At 59.2% G+C, this 18,547-nt stretch carries 16 protein-coding genes and 1 tRNA gene; 9 read left to right on the top strand and 8 right to left on the bottom strand.

Annotated features, from left to right (window positions below; genetic code table 11):
* Positions 1–32: 32 nt before the first annotated feature.
* From C9411_RS05360 to orn, 3 genes are all read right to left on the bottom strand, one after another.
* Complete coding sequence (locus C9411_RS05360; protein WP_107226793.1) at positions 33–3,491, bottom strand: autotransporter outer membrane beta-barrel domain-containing protein; 3,459 nt, start codon at positions 3,489–3,491, stop codon at positions 33–35.
* 669 nt (positions 3,492–4,160) lie between these two features.
* A tRNA-Gly gene (locus C9411_RS05350) sits at positions 4,161–4,236 on the bottom strand.
* A gap of 191 nt (positions 4,237–4,427) precedes the next feature.
* Positions 4,428–4,973, bottom strand: a complete 546-nt coding sequence (gene orn / locus C9411_RS05345) for an oligoribonuclease (RefSeq protein WP_033636776.1) — start codon at positions 4,971–4,973, stop codon at positions 4,428–4,430.
* A gap of 240 nt (positions 4,974–5,213) precedes the next feature.
* Between orn and rsgA the strand changes: the two genes are divergently transcribed.
* From rsgA to mscM, 3 genes are all read left to right on the top strand, one after another.
* Positions 5,214–6,263: a small ribosomal subunit biogenesis GTPase RsgA gene (gene rsgA / locus C9411_RS05340; protein ID WP_038879228.1), complete on the top strand. Its 1,050-nt coding sequence runs from the start codon at positions 5,214–5,216 to the stop codon at positions 6,261–6,263.
* Positions 6,264–6,339: 76 nt separating this feature from the next.
* Positions 6,340–7,233, top strand: coding sequence for an archaetidylserine decarboxylase (gene asd / locus C9411_RS05335; protein ID WP_107226625.1), 894 nt, complete (start codon positions 6,340–6,342; stop codon positions 7,231–7,233).
* Between the two features lie 13 nt (positions 7,234–7,246).
* Entirely contained in the window at positions 7,247–10,594 is a 3,348-nt protein-coding gene (gene mscM / locus C9411_RS05330) for a miniconductance mechanosensitive channel MscM (protein WP_107226624.1), read from the top strand.
* A gap of 67 nt (positions 10,595–10,661) precedes the next feature.
* On the opposite strand, the gene epmA is transcribed toward mscM, so the two are convergent.
* Positions 10,662–11,639 (bottom strand): elongation factor P--(R)-beta-lysine ligase, encoded by a 978-nt coding sequence (epmA, locus tag C9411_RS05325; RefSeq protein ID WP_004929681.1) that lies wholly within the window; start codon positions 11,637–11,639, stop codon positions 10,662–10,664.
* 385 nt (positions 11,640–12,024) lie between these two features.
* Between epmA and frdA the strand changes: the two genes are divergently transcribed.
* The 5 genes from frdA to blc all read left to right on the top strand — a co-directional run bounded on the left by frdA (position 12,025) and on the right by blc (position 15,945).
* Positions 12,025–13,821, top strand: a complete 1,797-nt coding sequence (gene frdA, locus C9411_RS05320) for a fumarate reductase (quinol) flavoprotein subunit (RefSeq protein WP_063991637.1) — start codon at positions 12,025–12,027, stop codon at positions 13,819–13,821.
* The gene (locus C9411_RS05315; protein ID WP_033648713.1) at positions 13,814–14,548 is read left to right on the top strand and encodes a succinate dehydrogenase/fumarate reductase iron-sulfur subunit; all 735 of its coding nucleotides are present in this window, start codon (positions 13,814–13,816) and stop codon (positions 14,546–14,548) included. The genes frdA and C9411_RS05315 overlap by 8 nt, the downstream gene beginning before the upstream one ends.
* A gap of 14 nt (positions 14,549–14,562) precedes the next feature.
* On the top strand, positions 14,563–14,955 hold the full coding sequence (frdC, locus tag C9411_RS05310; RefSeq protein ID WP_004929673.1) for a fumarate reductase subunit FrdC: 393 nt from the start codon (positions 14,563–14,565) through the stop codon (positions 14,953–14,955).
* 12 nt (positions 14,956–14,967) lie between these two features.
* Positions 14,968–15,327 (top strand): fumarate reductase subunit FrdD, encoded by a 360-nt coding sequence (frdD, locus tag C9411_RS05305; RefSeq protein WP_004929672.1) that lies wholly within the window; start codon positions 14,968–14,970, stop codon positions 15,325–15,327.
* Between the two features lie 84 nt (positions 15,328–15,411).
* On the top strand, positions 15,412–15,945 hold the full coding sequence (blc, locus tag C9411_RS05300; RefSeq protein ID WP_107226623.1) for an outer membrane lipoprotein Blc: 534 nt from the start codon (positions 15,412–15,414) through the stop codon (positions 15,943–15,945).
* On the opposite strand, the gene sugE is transcribed toward blc, so the two are convergent.
* The 4 genes from sugE to efp form a co-directional block, all read right to left on the bottom strand.
* Entirely contained in the window at positions 15,939–16,256 is a 318-nt protein-coding gene (sugE, locus tag C9411_RS05295; RefSeq protein ID WP_004929669.1) for a quaternary ammonium compound efflux SMR transporter SugE, read from the bottom strand. The genes blc and sugE overlap by 7 nt on opposite strands.
* 191 nt (positions 16,257–16,447) lie before the next feature.
* The gene (locus C9411_RS05290) at positions 16,448–16,579 is read right to left on the bottom strand and encodes an entericidin A/B family lipoprotein (protein WP_033636766.1); all 132 of its coding nucleotides are present in this window, start codon (positions 16,577–16,579) and stop codon (positions 16,448–16,450) included.
* 121 nt (positions 16,580–16,700) lie between these two features.
* Entirely contained in the window at positions 16,701–16,832 is a 132-nt protein-coding gene (locus C9411_RS05285) for an entericidin A/B family lipoprotein (RefSeq protein ID WP_019453400.1), read from the bottom strand.
* A gap of 70 nt (positions 16,833–16,902) precedes the next feature.
* The gene (gene efp / locus C9411_RS05280; RefSeq protein ID WP_004929666.1) at positions 16,903–17,469 is read right to left on the bottom strand and encodes an elongation factor P; all 567 of its coding nucleotides are present in this window, start codon (positions 17,467–17,469) and stop codon (positions 16,903–16,905) included.
* A 42-nt stretch (positions 17,470–17,511) separates the two neighbouring features.
* Between efp and epmB the strand changes: the two genes are divergently transcribed.
* Entirely contained in the window at positions 17,512–18,540 is a 1,029-nt protein-coding gene (gene epmB / locus C9411_RS05275; RefSeq protein WP_107226622.1) for an EF-P beta-lysylation protein EpmB, read from the top strand.
* Positions 18,541–18,547: the final 7 nt, after the last annotated feature.

The raw sequence follows: 18,547 nt of genomic DNA, 5'->3' as shown, positions 1-18,547 counted from the left end.
TCACCCTACCTGATACTCCCCCGTCAGGATCGTTAGAATCGGTAGCGCGCGTTCAGCATGCCACCGTAACCCTGCTGGCCATTATGACCCGCCTGCCCGAACACATGCCCGGATATCTGCAGTTTCTCTCCTGCATTTCCCGCTGCGCCAAGCTTCATCTCCAGTATGTTGCGCGCTGGCGAAGCCCTCATGACGGAACTGCCCATTTGTACCGAAGCCTTTTCATCATGATGCAGCCAATTGGTTTCCAGGAAAGGGCGAATGCCTGTTTCATTCTGGGGGTAGAGACGTAAACCGGCGCGAGCAAACCACGTGTTGTCTACGTTATTCCTCATCCGTGTGCCTTGCAACACCGCATCCGAGGCGCGGTAATCGCTGTAGACCAGTTGGGCATTCGGTTCTATGACCAGGCCACCCAACGCGGATCCGGTTGCGAATGACGTTACCGCATACCCCATCTCCAGAGAACCGGACCATACATTCGAATGGTAGCCTACCGTTCCGAGCTCGCTGCCGATTTGATTGGAGTAACGGCCATATTGCAACCATGCGTCCGCATACCCTCCATGATGGGTTACGTCGTTTTCATAAACAGTGGCATACAACCCTACCGTATACCCTGACATTTTCCCTTTTGCTTTTGCCTGTGCGCTGACATCGTTACCAGGCAACATCAGGGTAGAAACCGAGTGCGTACGCACCGTGCCATACCCGCTCATGACGCCTGCATGGGCTGCGCCATTGTGACTCAGAGGGAAATGGATAACATCCCCGCCCAATTGCAGAAGCGTGCTGTCTGATTTCATGTTGACCCTCCCCTCCGCGAGGCTCATCCCTTTGTCATGCCGCCCCTGGGAGCGAATCCACAATCCCTGTTCGTCTGCTGCAAGATGGCCCTCTGTAGAAACCGGAACGCGATCTCGCAGGTTATGGATAAACAGCCTGACGCCGGCAAGCTGATTGCCGATATAAGCGCCGCTTTCCGGTGACACATTGCTCACACCGGGAACCACCGGGGGCATAATAATTTCCCCTGGCGGTGCAACTGGCGGCGGCACGATAGCCGGAGGCTCTGTGATTGGCGGGGTTACCACAGGGGGTTCCACCGTGGGAGGCGTGACCGGCGGCGTATAAGCCGAGGTCAGATACCAGTCATCCGGCACGCCTTGATTCCCGCCGCGCACCAGACTGTAATCGTAGCCATTGATGGCCAGAGTAGCCGTTCCCGCTCGATAACCTGTTGAACCTGCATCAAGTCGAAACGCGTCTACATTCGTTGTGCCACCGTTAATCGTCTCGACCAGGCGTATGCCGCGCTGAGTAAAATCGCCGCTACCACCGGCATTGATAACGCGTAATTTGCTTTTCCCCTCCGCCTTTCCGCCATCAATCACCAGCCGGTCAGTCGGCGAATTGTCATCACCGAGCCGGGTATTCAGCACCAACGTTCCGTTGCCCTGGTAGTGATTAACCGCCACCGTTTTGAAATGGCCATTGCCACCTGGCGCCAAGAAGGTCACTGTGCCGTCATTTTCCAATCTCTCCAGCGTGGAATTATTCCGTACATCCCAGCAACTGTCGTTGTCTAGCGCCAAAAGTTTAACGCGACCTTGTTCTCGTTGGTTCACGGCGCCGACCCACAGGGAAGCGTTGCTCAATAAAATGTTGGCAGAGCCACTATCAATCAGAATATCGCCCGTTAGTTGGCTATGCTTCGCATCCAACAAGACAGTGCCCGTTTGAATCTCTTTTTCTTCGCCTTGTTCGGTAATCCTGGCTGATTTGGCATACAGCAGTAGACCTTGATCTTCGTCGCCTTCCGTTCTTGCCGTGATGGCTGACTGCTCCAGGAAGAACGCATGATTGCCGCCGTTGGCAAATAACCCTAGGCCATCTTGCGTCTCGACCTGCGACCCCTTGGTCAAAAAGAGAGTATTAGTGGTATCCTCGGCGGTGGCATAGCTCCAGATACCGTGTGATTGCTTCCCTGTCGTCGTTAAGTGGACATTATTCAAGTTGACCGTTGGGCTGTTGCCGATGAACAAACCGGCCGAGGAAGCCCCTAAGGCCGTGACCGTCGTGTTTAGCGCTGTCAGACTGGCCCCTTTCCCAACGGCATAGAGGCCGTAAGCCTCGGTGCCATAGGTCTTGATGTTCACGTCTTCAAGAGCGAGTGACGAGCCACTGAATCGCGACAACGCGCCGACTGCCCCCGCACCCTGTGTTTCTATCTGCACTTTTTTCGCCGTGGTCGAGGCCTTGTTATTGGCTAAGGCAGCCACATAAAGCGCATGGCCACTGCGGCCTTCCGTCGTCAAAACGCCCTCATCCAATAAGACCGTTCCTGCACGATTATCTATACCGAGATAAGCGGCGCGAATATCGAAGCGGTTTGCCGTCAGGCGGGTACCGACTGAAGGTAACCAGGCGCCGGAACCATAAGGACCCTGCGCAAGGATCTGCACATTTTCAATGTCGGCGCGCGAATTCTTCGTATTGAGATTGAGACCATAGCTAAACTCGCCGCCTGTAATCAGTTTGGCGTCGCTTATCGTTACCGTGGGAGAAGGGCCGTTATAGAGAGCCGTCAGTCTGACCACATCACCCGCCGCCGTCAGCGTGCCTCCCGTAATGTCGACGGTGCCGCTCTGCACAATGACGGCGGGCCCTTTTGCTGAAGAGACGTCGGTATCCTGCAGGGTAATCAACGCGTTTGCACCACTCGCATAAATCGCCGCCTCATTGTCTCCTTGAGTGGTGACGGTTGAATGGTCCAAACGAATCGAAGCCCCTGGACCTGCGTAGGCGCCTCTCCCTTTAGCTGAGCTGATCGTCACGTTTTTCACCGTAATGTTGGCTTTTGCGTCTTTCGCGTACAAACCACTACTTGAGGCCCCCGTCACCGTGATAACCCCGCCATTTAATATGATCTTTCCGCCGGCCTGCGCCATCGCGCCGTGCGAATTGGGCCCTTCTGTGGATAATGTGACGCCCGTACCTGCAATACTGCTGCCAACATCTCGTGCATACAGTGCGTGGGCATTATTGCCGGTTCCGACGCCTTCGACGGTACTCTTGCTCAAGAACACCACGCCACCAGCCCGCGCCAACACGGCAGGGGTATCACCGCTATCAGTGGAGTCCGCGCGAATGGTGATGTTGTCGCCAGCAAAACTATTGCCAACCTGAGATACCAAAACGGCGGCCCCGTGACCAGTGTGGTTCACCGTATCGCCGGGAGCGAGAATGAGTTGGACATTGCCTTTAGGATCGTCCAAAACGATTTGCCCATGCTCCTCAGCAACGCTGAAACCCGAACTAAATAACGCCAGCGTGACGGCACTATAGCGGAATACGGGATGCGTAAGGGCTTGGGGCAAGGGAGCTGCCCCCCTCTCCTGCCCATTATTACCGCGCCCTGCGGTCAACTCAGACACGGCCTGAAATACTTGCAAAGCCGAATTGAATACGCTGCGAAATACATGATTCATTATTATTTCCTCCAGCCTTCCGCGCACGCCGGCAGCGATTCAAATATTATTGAATCGTTTCGAAACGCACCAAAAAGGTCGTCTGACAAATTTCCATTTCATGAGGCTCCGTGTGCCGAGCACTTGCAACGTCTGACTTAGGGAACGCAAACCGCTTGCAATGACTGCCTGGGCTCGCCGGAAGGGCGGAGCTTGTCGAATGCGGACGCAACATGCTCCGCCATGTAAAACGAACGGGATCGCAAATTCAGCTATGGATTTTCTTGATTCAACCCCATCGTATTTACATCACCAGGGATGATATCCGCCTGGTTTCATTCAACATAACATTGAAAACCCAATATAAAGAAACGATAGATTCCCAAAAATCGAAAATTCAGAAACTCCTTAACTTATCAGGCGGGATTTAATAAAAATAAATAATGATAAAAAATAATTCATTTTAATTTTTTATTAAATAAGCACGAGAGAAACCGCCTGGCTATATATACCCGAGTCAACAACAGAGAAAGAACGGTATGATGCAGAGAGGCGTTTAAACGAAAGAAACACCGTAAGATGGGCCATTCGACGTTGCGGCACATAACAGGCGCGGGAGAAATACAAAAACGAAAAAGGGGCAAAAGCCCCTTTTTCGTCATCTGCAGAAAACTCTACAGCGTATAATTTTGGAGCGGGAAACGAGACTCGAACTCGCGACCCCGACCTTGGCAAGGTCGTGCTCTACCAACTGAGCTATTCCCGCCCGGCGTATCGATGGTGGAACGTTACGAAATTCTTCATCGGTACGGGGTGCGCATTATACGAGAAATCCTTTTTGTCGCAAGCCCCTGAAAGCAAAAAAACGCGATTTTTGTTTGATTGCCGATTAAAGCGCCAGATTGGCGAATTAAGCGGCTAAACCGGCGTTTTTTCCCCAGAGGGGCCGCCATCGCCTTAAAGCTGAATGAAATGTTCGCGGTAATAAGCCAGTTCGGCCACCGATTCGCGGATGTCGTCCAGCGCCTGATGGGTGCCCTGCTTCTTAAAACCGGCGAGAATTTCCGGCTTCCAGCGGCGCGCCAGCTCCTTCAGCGTGCTGACGTCCAGGTAGCGGTAATGGAAGTAGGCCTCCAGCTCCGGCATATAGCGGAACAGGAAACGGCGGTCCTGGCCCACGCTGTTGCCGCAGATCGGTGATTTGCCGGCCGGCACCCACTGTTGCAGGAAGGCTATCGTTTCCAGCTCGGCGGCGCGATCATCCTGGCGGCTGGCTTTCACCCGCTCCACCAGCCCGCTGCCGGTATGGGTGCGCACGTTCCACTCGTCCATCAGCGCCAGCTGCTCGTCGGACTGGTGCACGGCGATCACCGGCCCTTCCGCCAGGATGTTCAGGTTAGCGTCGGTGACCAGCGTGGCGATCTCGATAATGCGGTCACGCTCGGGATCCAGCCCGGTCATCTCCAAATCGATCCAAATCAGGTTATTTTCGTTTCCTGTCATGATGTTTCCTGCCTAAAAGCCGAGAGAAAAACGCTGTGCGGACGAGACGACGGGCGCCGCCGGTGGCGACGCGCCGCAGCCGGCGGCTAACAACGGTTATTTAATATAAAATAGCGTGTATCATAGTCTTTTTGGTCGCCCTGGGCGACATATACCCCTATGGGTTCAAGGCTGCGGCCGGGGAAATCCCCTACCGCCGCCGTACGTGTAAAGGTATAAAACCGAGTCAAGTGAGGCGCAGTGAGTAAGAACAAACTGTCCAAAGGTCAGCAACGCCGCGTGCAGGCGAACCATCAGCGTCGCCTGAAGCGCACTGATAACAAACCGGAACCGGATGATTCCCAACTGGGCGAGCCACAGGAAGGCGTCGTCATCAGCCGTTTCGGCATGCACGCCGACGTTGAGGCGCCGGATGGCACTCAGCACCGCTGCAACATCCGCCGCACGCTGCGATCGCTGGTCACCGGCGATCGCGTGGTGTGGCGCCCCGGCCTGGGCACCCATGAAGGGGTGAAGGGCATCGTGGAGGCGGTGCACGAGCGCACCTCGGTGCTGACGCGCCCAGACTTCTACGACGGCGTGAAGCCAATCGCCGCCAATATCAATCAGATCGTCATCGTGTCGGCGATCCTGCCCGAGCTGTCGCTGAACATCATCGATCGCTATCTGGTGGCCTGCGAAACGCTCGAAGTCGAGCCGCTGATCGTGCTCAACAAAATTGACCTGCTGGACGCCGAAGCGCGCAAGTTGGTCGACGGCATGATGGATATCTATCGCAAGATTGGCTACCGGGTGCTGGAAGTCTCCAGCCAAACGCGGGAAGGCATGGCGGAGTTCGAACAGGCGCTGGCCGGGCGCATCAGCATCTTCGCCGGCCAGTCGGGGGTCGGCAAGTCCAGCCTGCTTAACGCGCTGCTGCCGCCGTCTGATGAGCAAATTCTGGTAAATCAGGTTTCCGACGTCTCGGGCCTCGGGCAACATACCACCACCGCCGCGCGGCTGTACCATTTCCAGCACGGCGGCGACGTGATCGACTCCCCGGGGGTGCGCGAGTTTGGCCTGTGGCACCTGGAGCCGGAACAAATTACCCGCGGATTTGTCGAATTCCGTGATTATTTAGGCGGTTGCAAATTCCGTGACTGCCGCCACGATACCGATCCCGGCTGCGCCATCCGCGCGGCAATGGAGAAAGGCGATATCGCGGAAGAGCGTTTCGACAACTATCACCGCATTCTGGAAAGCATGGCGCAGGTGAAGGTTCGCAAGAACTTCACGGACGCCGCAGACTGACACTGACGGGCGGGCATTGACGACGGCGGAGCCCTCGTTACAATGCGCGCCCTTTACCCTGATTCACGAGGTTAACGTGCTGGATAGCATCAAGATTAAATTGCAATATTGGCTGCCGAAGCTGGCGCTGACCCGCCTGGCGGGCTGGGGCGCCGACAAACGGGCCGGCTGGCTGACCCAACTGGTGGTCAAGGCCTTCGCCCGCTTCTACCGCGTCGATATGCAGGAAGCGAAAAATCCGGACCTGGCGTCTTACGCCACCTTCAACGACTTCTTCGTGCGCCCGCTGCGCGACGGCGCGCGCCCGATCGTCGCCGACGCCAACTGGCTGGCGCTGCCCGCCGATGGCGCCATCAGCCAGCTCGGCCCGATCCGCGAGGACCAAATCTTCCAGGCCAAAGGCCACCACTACAGCCTGGAAGCGCTGCTGGCCGGCAACTACCTGCTGGCCGAGCCGTTCCGCAACGGCCTGTTCGCCACCACCTATCTGGCGCCACGCGACTACCACCGCGTGCACATGCCGTGCGCCGGCGTGCTGCGCGAAATGATCTATGTGCCGGGCGATCTGTTCTCGGTCAACCCGCTCACCGCCGCCAACGTGCCTAACCTGTTCGCGCGCAACGAGCGCGTGATCTGCGTGTTCGACACCGACATCGGGCCGATGGTGCAAATCCTGGTCGGCGCCACCATCGTCGGCAGCATCGAGACCGTCTGGGCCGGCACCGTTACGCCGCCGCGCGAAGGCATCATCAAACGCTGGACCTACCCGGCCGCCGGTGAAGAAGGCGCCATCGCGCTGGAAAAAGGCGCCGAGATGGGCCGTTTCAAACTCGGCTCCACGGTGATCAACCTGTTTACCGCAGGTAGCGTGCAGTTCGCGCCGCAGTTACATAACGGCAGCGTCACCCGCATGGGTGAGGCCTTCGCCGAAATCCCGGCCGCCGCTGAAACACCACAGACCCCGCTCTAAAGGAATCGACGCCGTGCGCCTGATCATCACGCTTTTGCTCGGTTGCCTGCTGTGGCAACCGGCGCTGGCCGCCCCCGTGCCGACCGAGAACCAGCTCAAACAGGAGCTGAAGCAGGCGGAAAGCAGCAAAAACGCGCCGAATCAGGCGGAGACCACCGAGGCGCTGCAAAGCGCCCTCAACTGGCTGACGGAGCGTAAAGAGTCACAGACTCGCTCCGAGCAGTATCAGAGAGTGATCGACGATTTCCCGAAGATGACGCAGGAACTGCGCCGTCAGCTGGTACTGGAAAGCAACAAGATCCTGCCGAACGGCGACGATCTGCCGGCCGCCGAGCTGGAACAGCAGATCCTGCAAACCAGCAGCCTGCTGCTGGAACAGGCGCGCCTGCTGCAGCAAGAGCAGGATCGCACGCGGGAAATCAGCGATTCGCTCGGCCAACTGCCGCAGCAGCAGACCGACGCCCGCCGTGCGCTGACGGAAGTGCAGCGCCGTCTGCAGGCGCAGCCCGCCAACCCGACCACGCCATACGCGCAGGCCGCTCTGGCCCTGCTGCAGACCGAAGCCGCAGCGCGCAAAGCCAAAGTGGACGAGCTGGAGCTGGCGCAGCTGTCGGCCAACAACCGTCAGGAGTTGGCGCGTATGCGCGCCGAGGTCTATAAAAAGCGCCACGAGAAAATAGACGTTCAGCTGCAGGCGCTGCGCAACAACCTCAATGCCCAACGCCAACGCGAAGCGGAACTGGCGCTGGAAAAAACCGAGCAGTTGGCCGAGCAGAACGGCGATTTGCCAAAAAGCATCAGCCAACAGCTGCAGATCAACCGCGAACTGTCCGCCGCGTTGAACAGCCAGGCTCAGCGCATGGATCTGATTTCGTCGCAGCAGCGGCAGGCGGCGGCGCAGACGCTGCAGGTGCGTCAGGCGCTGAGCACCATCATCGAACAGGCCCAGTGGCTCGGCTCATCGTCGGCTTTGGGGGAAACCCTGCGCGCCCAGGTGGCGACGCTGCCGGAAATGCCCAAACCGCAACAGCTGGACGGCGACATGGCCCAGCTGCGCGTGCAGCGCTTGCAGTTTGAAAATCAGCTGGAAAAACTGTCGCAGCGCGAATTCAAACGCGACGACGGCAGCGCGCTGACCAACCAGGAGCAACGCATCGTCGATGCTCAGCTGCGCACCCAGCGCGAGCTGCTGAACTCGCTGCTGTCCGGTTGCGACACCCAAATCCTCGAGCTGACCAAGCTGAAGGTGGCCAACACCCAACTGATCGAAGCGTTGAACGAAATTCGCGACGCCACGCACCGCTATCTGTTCTGGGTACCGGACGTCAATCCGATCAACTTCTCTTATCCGCTCAACGTGGCGCACGATCTGACGCGCGTCCTGTCGCTGGACACGCTGTCGCAGCTCGGCGGCGCCTTCATGATGATGGTGACCAGCCGCGAAACGCTGATCCCGATCTTCGGCGCCCTGCTGCTGGTGATTTTCAGCATCAGTTCGCGCAAGCACTATCACGCTTTCCTCGAGCGCGCCAGCAGCCGCGTCGGCAAGGTGACGCAGGACGAATTCTTCCTGACGGTGCGCACCGTGTTCTGGTCGATTCTGGTGGCAATGCCGCTGCCGGTGCTGTGGGCCGCGCTCGGTTACGGCCTGCAGAGCGCCTGGAACTACCCGGTGGCGGAAGCGATCGGCAAAGGGGTGACCGCCACGCTGCCGATCCTGTGGCTCTGCATGATCTGCGCCGCCTTTGCCCACCCGCAGGGGCTGTTCATCGTGCACTTCCGCTGGCCGGCGAAGCAGGTTTCGCGCGCCATGCGCTACTACAAGATGTCGATCTGGCTGATCGTGCCGCTGATCATGGCGCTGATCACCTTCGATAGCCTGAAAGAACGCGAGTTCGCCAACACGCTGGGACGGCTGTGCTTCATCCTGCTGTGTCTGGCGCTGGCGCTGGTCACCCATAGCCTGAAGCGCGCCGGCATCCCGCTGTATCTGGATAAAAACGGCTCCGGCGACAACATGCTCAACAGCGCCTTCTGGGGGCTACTGCTGTCGGCGCCGCTGCTGGCGGCGCTGGCCTCGACCGTCGGTTACCTCACCACCGCGCAGGCGCTGTTGGCGCGCCTGGAAACCTCGGTGGCGATCTGGTTCCTGCTGCTGGTCATCTACCACATCATCCGCCGCTGGATGTTGATCCAACGGCGGCGCATCGCCTTCGATCGCGCCAAACAGCGCCGCGCCGACATTCTGGCCCAGCGCGCCCGCGGCGAAGACGAAACCTCGCACACCCCGAACAGCACCGAAGGAGCCATCGATCCGGACGATTCGGACTTCGATCTGGACACCATCAGCGCCCAGTCGCTGCGGCTGGTACGTTCGATCCTGACGCTGATCGCGCTGGTGTCGGTGATCGTGCTGTGGTCGGAGATCCACTCCGCGTTCGCCTTCCTGGAAAACATCTCGCTGTGGGACGTGACCTCGACGGTGAACGGCGTGGAAACCGCCCATCCGATCACCCTCGGTGCGGTTCTGATCGCCATTCTGGTGTTGATCATCACCATGCAGCTGGTGCGCAACCTGCCGGCGCTGCTGGAGCTGGCTGTGCTGCAGCACCTGGATCTGACGCCGGGCACCGGCTACGCCATCACCACCATCACCAAGTACCTGCTGCTGGTGTTCGGCGCGGTGCTCAGCTTCGCCTGGATCGGCATCGAATGGTCGAAACTGCAATGGGTGGTTACCGCGCTCAGTCTGGGGTTGGGCTTCGGCATGCAGGAGATCTTCTCCAACTTCATCTCCGGCCTGATCATCCTGTTCGAGAAACCGATCCGCATCGGCGACACCGTGACGATCCGCAACCTGACCGGCACCGTCACCAAGATCAACACCCGCGCCACCACCATTTCAGACTGGGACCGCAAAGAGATCATCGTGCCGAACAAAGCCTTCATCACCGAGCAGTTCGTCAACTGGTCGCTGTCGGATAATCTGACCCGTGTGGTGCTGACCGTGCCGGCGCCGGGCGAAGCCAACAGCGAAGAGGTGACCAAGATCCTGATGAACGCCGCCGAGCGCTGCTCGCTGGTGCTGGATAACCCGGCGCCGGAGGTTTACCTGGTCGATCTGCAACAGGGCATCCAGATCTTCGAGATGCGTATTTACGCCGCCGAGATGGGCCACCGCATGCCGCTGCGCCACGAGATCCACCAGCTGATCCTGGCGGGCTACCGCGAGCACGGCATCACGCTGCCGTACCCGCCGTTCCAGGTGCGCACCGAGACGCTGTCGCGGCTGACCAACAACGGCCGTACGCCGCCGTCCACGCCGGCGCCGAACACCAAGCGCGACGCCGGGGGCCTGTAAGCGCTTCTCGCGATAAAAAAAGGGCCGGCAAATGCCGACCCTTTTGCTTTTCTCACCGCCTGAAACGTCAGGCGATCCCGACCGGGAAAGCCAACACGTCGCTCAGGCTCTCGGCGCCCAGCGCCAGCATCACCAGGCGATCCACGCCCAGCGCCACGCCGGAACATTCCGGCATGCCGTGCTGCAACGCCGCCAGCAGGTTGTAGTCGATCGGCTGCTGCGGCAGGCCGCGCTCCGCGCGTTTGCGATTGTCCTGCTCGAAGCGCTGCTGCTGTTCACGACCGTCGGTCAGCTCGCGGAAACCGTTCGCCAGCTCAATGCCCTTGAAGTACACCTCGAAACGCTCCGCCACACGGTGATCCTCGGTGCTGATCTCCGCCAACGCCGCCTGGCTGGCCGGGAAGTGGTAAACGAACGCCGGCTTTTCACGGCCGATATGCGGCTCCACGCCCACGGTGAACAGCAGCTGCAGCAGCGTATCGCGATCTTCTTCGGTATCGGCGATGTTGCTCAAGTCGAGTTTGGCCGCCGCTTCGCGCAGCTGCGCCTTCTCCGCCGACAGCGGATCGATGTCCAGATGGCGCAGGAACGCCTGCTGATAAGACAGGGTCTCCGCGCTCTCGCAGTCCAGCACCTGTTGCAGCAGATCGTCCACTTCGTTCATCAGGCGGTACATGTCGTAGTGCGGACGGTACCACTCCAGCATGGTGAATTCCGGGTTGTGATGCCGCCCGGCTTCTTCATTGCGGAAGCTGCGCCCCATTTGGTAGATCGGGCCGCTGCCCGCCGCCAGCAGGCGCTTCATGTGATATTCCGGGCTGGTCATCATGTATAGCGTCAGGCCCTCTGCCGCCCCCGGCCCGACGAAACGCGTCTCGAACGGGAACAGGTGAACGTCGGTGACCGTCGCCTGGCTCATGGTGGGCGTCTCAACTTCCAGCACGCCACGATCGGCGAAGAAACGCCGGATCTCAGCCAGAATCGCTGCGCGTTTCAACAAATTGGCGATGGGTGCACTAGGCTGCCAGCTTGCCGTTTCGCTCATGGTAATTAACTCCGAAATCAAACAGGGGATGCAGTCTACTCGCATCCTTGCAGCCAAACAAATTCTTCACGATGCACAACCGGCCATAACGCCAATTTCCGATAAATGGGCGGCAAAAGCGCGTTAAAAAGGGTAAAGCAGGCCGAACGCGCAAAAAAACAGACAAGCCTGTTGGGCTAGCGTTAATCGACAAAACAATCGATCACATCAAATTTCGACTACTTAACTTTAGGTATAGTTAATTCCCCATTATTGGTGGGAGATATCTATCCTTAACCTTTAAGCAACATTAATCGGTTCAATTAGTTAGCACCCGAAGAGTTCGCTAAATTTTAAGCATAGATATTTAACTTGCCGTTCTTAACAAGAACATTGGAGGAATGCAGTGCAAACCTTTAACGCCGATCTTGCCATTATTGGGGCCGGGGGCGCTGGTTTACGTGCAGCAATAGCCGCAGCGGAAGCCAATCCCCAACTGAAAATCGCGCTGATCTCTAAGGTCTACCCGATGCGCAGCCACACGGTCGCCGCCGAGGGGGGCTCCGCCGCCGTCACCCAGGATCACGATACCTTCGACTACCACTTCAACGACACCGTCGCCGGCGGCGACTGGCTGTGCGAGCAGGACGTGGTCGATCACTTCGTGCATCAGTGCCCGCGCGAGATGACCCAGCTTGAGCAATGGGGCTGCCCGTGGAGCCGCAAACCGGATGGTTCAGTCAACGTTCGGCGCTTCGGCGGCATGAAGATCGAACGCACCTGGTTCGCCGCCGACAAGACCGGCTTCCACATGCTGCACACCCTGTTCCAGACCTCGCTGAAATACCCGCAGATCCAACGCTTCGACGAGCACTTCGTGCTGGATATCCTGGTGGATGACGGCCAGGCGCGCGGCCTGGTGGCGCTCAACATGATGGAAGGTACCCGCGTGCAGATCCGCGCCAACGCGGTGGTGATGGCCACCGGCGGCGCCGGGCGCGTTTACCGCTACAACACCAACGGCGGCATCGTTACCGGCGACGGCATGGGTATGGCGTTCCACCACGGCGTGCCGCTGCGCGACATGGAGTTCGTGCAGTATCACCCGACCGGCCTGCCCGGTTCCGGCATCCTGATGACCGAGGGCTGCCGCGGCGAAGGCGGCATCCTGGTAAACAAGGACGGCTACCGCTATCTGCAAGATTACGGCATGGGCCCGGAAACCCCGCTGGGCGAACCGAAGAACAAATACATGGAGCTGGGCCCGCGCGACAAAGTGTCCCAGGCCTTCTGGCACGAATGGCGCGCCGGCCGCACCATCGCCACCCCGCGCGGCGACGTGGTCTACCTCGATCTGCGCCACCTGGGCGAGAAAAAGCTGCTGGAGCGGCTGCCGTTCATCTGCGAATTGGCCAAGGCCTACGTCGGCGTCGATCCGGTGAAAGATCCGATCCCGGTGCGCCCTACCGCGCACTACACCATGGGCGGCATTGAAACCGACCAGAACTGCGAAACCCGCATCAAGGGGCTGTTCGCGGTCGGCGAATGCTCCTCCGTCGGCCTGCACGGCGCCAACCGTCTCGGCTCCAACTCGCTGGCAGAACTGGTGGTGTTCGGCCGCGTCGCCGGTGAGCAAGCGGCCCGCCGCGCGCTGGAAACCGCGCCGGCCAACGGCAGCGCGCTGGATGCGCAAACCCGCGACGTCGAAACCCGTCTGAGCAACCTGATGAAGCAGGAAGGCAATGAAAACTGGGCGAAGATCCGCGACGAAATGGGGCTGTCGATGGAAGAAGGCTGCGGCATCTACCGCACGCCGGAGCTGATGCAAAAAACCATCGATAAGTTGGCGGAGCTGAAAGAGCGCTTCAAGCGCGTCAACATCACCGACAACTCCAGCGTGTTCAACACCGATCTGCTGTACACCATCGAACTGGGCTACGGCCTGGACGTCGCCGAATGCATGGCGCACTCCGCGTTTAACCGCAAAGAGTCGCGCGGCGCTCACCAGCGCCTGGACGAAGGCTGCACCGAGCGTGACGACGTCAACTTCCTCAAACATACGCTGGCGTTCCATAACCCGCAGGGTGCGCCACGCCTCGAATACAGCGACGTGAAAATCACCAAGCTGCCGCCGGCCAAACGCGTCTACGGCGCAGAAGCCGAAGCGCAGGAGAAAAAGAATAAGGAGCAGGCAAATGGCTGAGATGCAAACCCTGAAGATCGAAGTCATGCGCTATAACCCGGAAAGCGACGCCGAGCCGCATTTCGTCACCTACGCCGTGCCTTACGACGAACAGACCTCGCTGCTCGACGCCCTGGGCTACATCAAGGACAACCTGGCGCCGGATCTCTCCTACCGCTGGTCCTGCCGCATGGCGATCTGCGGCTCCTGCGGCATGATGGTCAACCGTGTGCCGAAGCTGGCGTGCAAAACCTTCCTGCGCGATTACGTCGGCGGCATGAAGGTCGAAGCACTGGGCAACTTCCCGATCGAGCGCGATCTGGTGGTGGACATGACCCACTTCATCGAAAGCCTGGAGGCGATCAAGCCGTACATCATCGGCAACGATCGCAAACCGGAGGACGGCCCGAATGTGCAGACCCCGGCGCAGATGGCCAAGTACCACCAGTTCTCCGGCTGCATCAACTGCGGCCTGTGCTACGCCGCCTGCCCGCAGTTCGGCCTCAACCCTGAGTTTATCGGCCCGGCGGCGATCACGCTGGCGCACCGCTACAACCTGGACAACCGCGACCACGGCAAGAAACAGCGCATGCCGCAGCTTAACGGCCAAAACGGTGTCTGGAGCTGCACCTTCGTCGGCTATTGCTCCGAAGTCTGCCCGAAACACGTCGATCCCGCCGCCGCCATCCAGCAGGGCAAGGTGGAGAGCGCCAAAGACTTCATGATCGCCATGCTGAAGCCGCAATAAGGGAGAAAATTGCCATGACAACTCAACGTAAGCCCTATGTGCGCACCATGACGCCCACCTGGTGGCAAAAACTCGGCTTCTACCGTTTCTACATGCTGCGCGAAGGCACCTCGGTGCTGGCGGTCTGGTTCAGCATCGTGCTGCTCTACGGCGTGTTCGCGCTGAAGGGCGGCGCCGAGAGCTGGGCCGGCTTCGTCGGCTTCTTGCAGAACCCGTTGGTGCTGTTGATCAACGTCGTCGCCCTGCTGGCGGCGGCGCTGCACACCAAAACCTGGTTCGATTTGGCGCCGAAGGCCGCCAATATCGTGGTCAACAGCGAGAAAATGGGACCGGGCCCCATCGTGAAAGGGCTGTGGGCCGTCACGATCGTCGTCAGCGTGGTCATCCTGGCCGTGGCCCTGATCTAATCCGGAGGAAACATGATAAATCAAGCACCTAAACGCTCCGACGAGCCGGTTTTCTGGGGATTGTTCGGCGCCGGCGGCATGTGGGGCGCGATCGTCGCGCCGGCCATCGTGCTGCTGGTCGGCATTCTGCTGCCATTGGGGCTGTTCCCCGGTGAAGCACTGGGTTACGAGCGCGTGCTGGCGTTCTGCCAGAGCCTGATCGGCCGCCTGTTCCTGCTGCTGATGATCATTCTGCCGCTGTGGTGCGGCCTGCACCGCATCCACCATGCGATGCACGATCTGAAGATCCACGTACCGGCCGGCAAATGGGTGTTCTACGGTCTGGCGGCGATCCTCAGCGTGGTCACCGTTATCGGCGTCGTCACCCTGTAAACCGCTCAGGCGGCCAACGCCCGTTGGCCGCCCTTTGCTCATCGGCTACACTGTCTACTCGCCCCCGGTAAACAGGAGTCACCGATGCGTTTATGGTCAAAGCTTAGCGTCATGCTTTCCGCCCTGCTCTCCGTCGCCCGCAGCGTCTCCCCGCCCAAAGACATCAAGGTCGTGAACAATTTCGACAGCCAGCGCTATCTCGGCACCTGGTACGAAATCGCGCGTCTGGATCATCGTTTTGAACGCGGTTTGCAGCAGGTGACCGCCCACTACAGCCCACGCGCCGACGGCGGGCTGAAAGTCATCAATCGCGGCTTCAATCCGCAGAAACAGCAATGGCAAGAAAGCGAAGGCAAAGCCTACTTTATCGGCTCACCGCAGGTCGCGGCGCTGAAAGTGTCGTTCTTCGGCCCCTTCTACGGCGGCTATAATGTGATTGCCCTGGACCCGGACTACCGCTACGCGCTGGTTTGCGGCCCTAACCGCGACTATCTATGGATCCTGTCGCGCACTCCGACGCTTGACGCCGGCGTACGCGACAGCTTATTGCAGACGGCCAAAGGCTACGGTTTCGCCACCGATGCGCTGATCTGGGTGCAGCAACCCGCCGATCAGTGACTGCTGAACTTCAGCCCGAGGATGCCGACCACGATCAGGCACAGGCTGATGATACGCGCGATATTGGTCGATTCCCCCAACAGCACCATGCCCATGATGGCCGCGCCCACCGCGCCGATGCCGGTCCACACCGCATAGGCGGTGCCGGCGGGCAGCGTTTTCATGGCGTTGGCCAACAGCAACATGCTGACCACCATCGCGGCGATGGTGATGATGCTCGGCGTCAGCCGGGTAAAACCGTGGGTGTATTTCAGACCGATAGCCCAAACCACTTCGAGCAAACCGGCGATAAGCAGAATAATCCAGGCCATGAGACGGCCTCCTACCACTGGGGTCGTCCCCGATATAATGACGCGTAAACGGGTCGTCCCGTTCAGCGGGGTGATAAACGGCGGGTAACCTCACCCGCACTGCGGCAGGATAGCAGCAGCGTTAACGCTCAGGCAAGAGGAGGAAATGCGGCGGCCCTCCGCGTGCGGAACGCCGCCGGGTGGAGAACGGATTATTCCGCGCTGCGCTGAATGGCCTTGCCGCCGGCCTGAATGTCCTCACCCACACCGCGGGTAGTGTTACAGGCAGTCAACGAGGTCAAAATCATCAAAGAGAAGATCGCGATAATACTTTTCTTCAGCATAAGAAAGTCCTTATTTGTCGTTGATGAAAAAGTACGGCTTTCTAAGCTTAGTCAAAATTGGCGCGGGGAGTGGGATCGCCACCGGCTTTGTGGCGCAAATACATCGGGTTAAAGGGCGGAATCAGCTGGCCGTGCGAGAGATGGCGCCGCCGAGATGCTGAACGTCTTCGCCGAAACCGCGAAACGTATTGCAACCGCTAAGGGAGAAAAGGAACAACAGGGAGAGCACGGCCAACAACGTTTTCTTGAACATGCGGATTTTCTGCCAACGAACGGGGATGGGATAAAACAGAGGAACCGCGGGGGTTCCTCTGCTTTGAAACTTACTTAACGCGAGAGACGTATTCGCCAGAGCGAGTGTCAACCTTGATCACTTCGCCGATCTGGACGAACAACGGCACTTTTACCACGGCGCCGGTGCTCAGGGTAGCCGGCTTGCCGCCAGTCCCTGCGGTATCGCCTTTCAGGCCAGGATCGGTATCGGTGATTTCCGCTTCGATGAAGTTCGGCGGCTGAACGGCGATTGGACGGCCATCCCACAGGGTGATGATGCACTCTGCGTTATCCTGCAGCCATTTGGCCGCGTCGCCGACGGTTTTACCGTCAACCTGATGCTGTTCGAAAGACTCAGGGTGCATGAAGTGGTAGAACTCACCGTCGCTGTACAGGTAGTTCATGTTGGTGTCCATCACGTCTGCGCCTTCGCAAGAATCGGTAGACTTGAAGGTTTTTTCCACGCGGGTGCCGGTCAGCAGACGACGCATTTTCACGCGTGCAAACGCCTGGCCTTTACCTGGTTTCACGAACTCACTGGCTTCGACGGCGTAAGGTTCGCCCTCGAACATGATTTTAAGACCCGGACGGAAATCGTTGCTAGAATAAGTCGCCATGATGGCCCTCTGAATATTTGAACTGGTAGCTTAGCCAAAAAAATGGCACACATTATAACCCAAAGTACGGCACATAGAGAAGATTGGTTGCATCAACTCGCCGATGTTATTACCGATCCTGATGAATTACTGCAGCTTTTGTCACTGAATACGCACCCGGAACTGCCGCAGGGGCGCGATGCCCGCCGGCTGTTCGCCCTGCGCGTGCCGCGCGCCTTCGCCGCACGCATGCGCCCCGGGGATGCCAACGACCCGCTGCTGCGCCAGGTACTGACCGCCAGAGAGGAGTTCATCAACGCCCCAGGGTTCACCACCGATCCGCTCGATGAGCAGCGCAGCGTGGTGCCGGGCTTGCTGCACAAATACCGCAATCGCGCACTGCTGCTGGTCAAGGGCGGCTGTGCGGTCAACTGCCGTTACTGCTTCCGCCGCCACTTCCCCTATCAGGATAATCAGGGCAATAAGAACAACTGGCGGCAGGCACTGGATTATATCCGCCAACACCCGGAACTGGACGAGATCATTTTTTCCGGCGGCGATCCGCTGATGGCCAAAGACAGCGAGCTAGAGTGGCTGGTCGATGAGCTGGAGGCCATCCCGCACCTGAAACGCCTGCGCATTCACACCCGTTTGCCGGTGGTGATCCCGGCGCGCATCACGCCGGCGCTGTGCCGCCTGCTGTCGGCCTCGCGCCTGCAGGTGCTGATGGTCACGCACATCAACCACGCCAACGAAATCGACCGCGATCTGCAGAGCGCCATGGCGCAGCTGCGTCTGGCCGGCGTCACACTGCTCAATCAGAGCGTACTGCTGCGCGACGTCAACGACGATGCCGACACGCTGGCGGCGCTCAGCAACGCGCTGTTCGACGCCGGTATCCTGCCCTACTACATCCACGTGCTGGACAAGGTGCAGGGCGCGGCGCACTTCATGGTCAGCGACGATGAAGCGCGCGCCATCATGCAGGCGCTGCTGAGCAAGGTGTCCGGTTATCTGGTGCCGCGCCTGACGCGCGAAGTGGGCGGCGAACCGAGCAAAACGCCGATCGACCTGCGCCTGATGCAGGAGTGACGCACGC

It is taken from the genome of Serratia sp. Nf2 (assembly GCF_003028435.1).
GTDB lineage: Bacteria > Pseudomonadota > Gammaproteobacteria > Enterobacterales > Enterobacteriaceae > Serratia > Serratia marcescens_L.
Note: the sequence above shows the minus strand (reverse complement) of the source record. Positions and strands in the feature narration are given on the sequence as shown.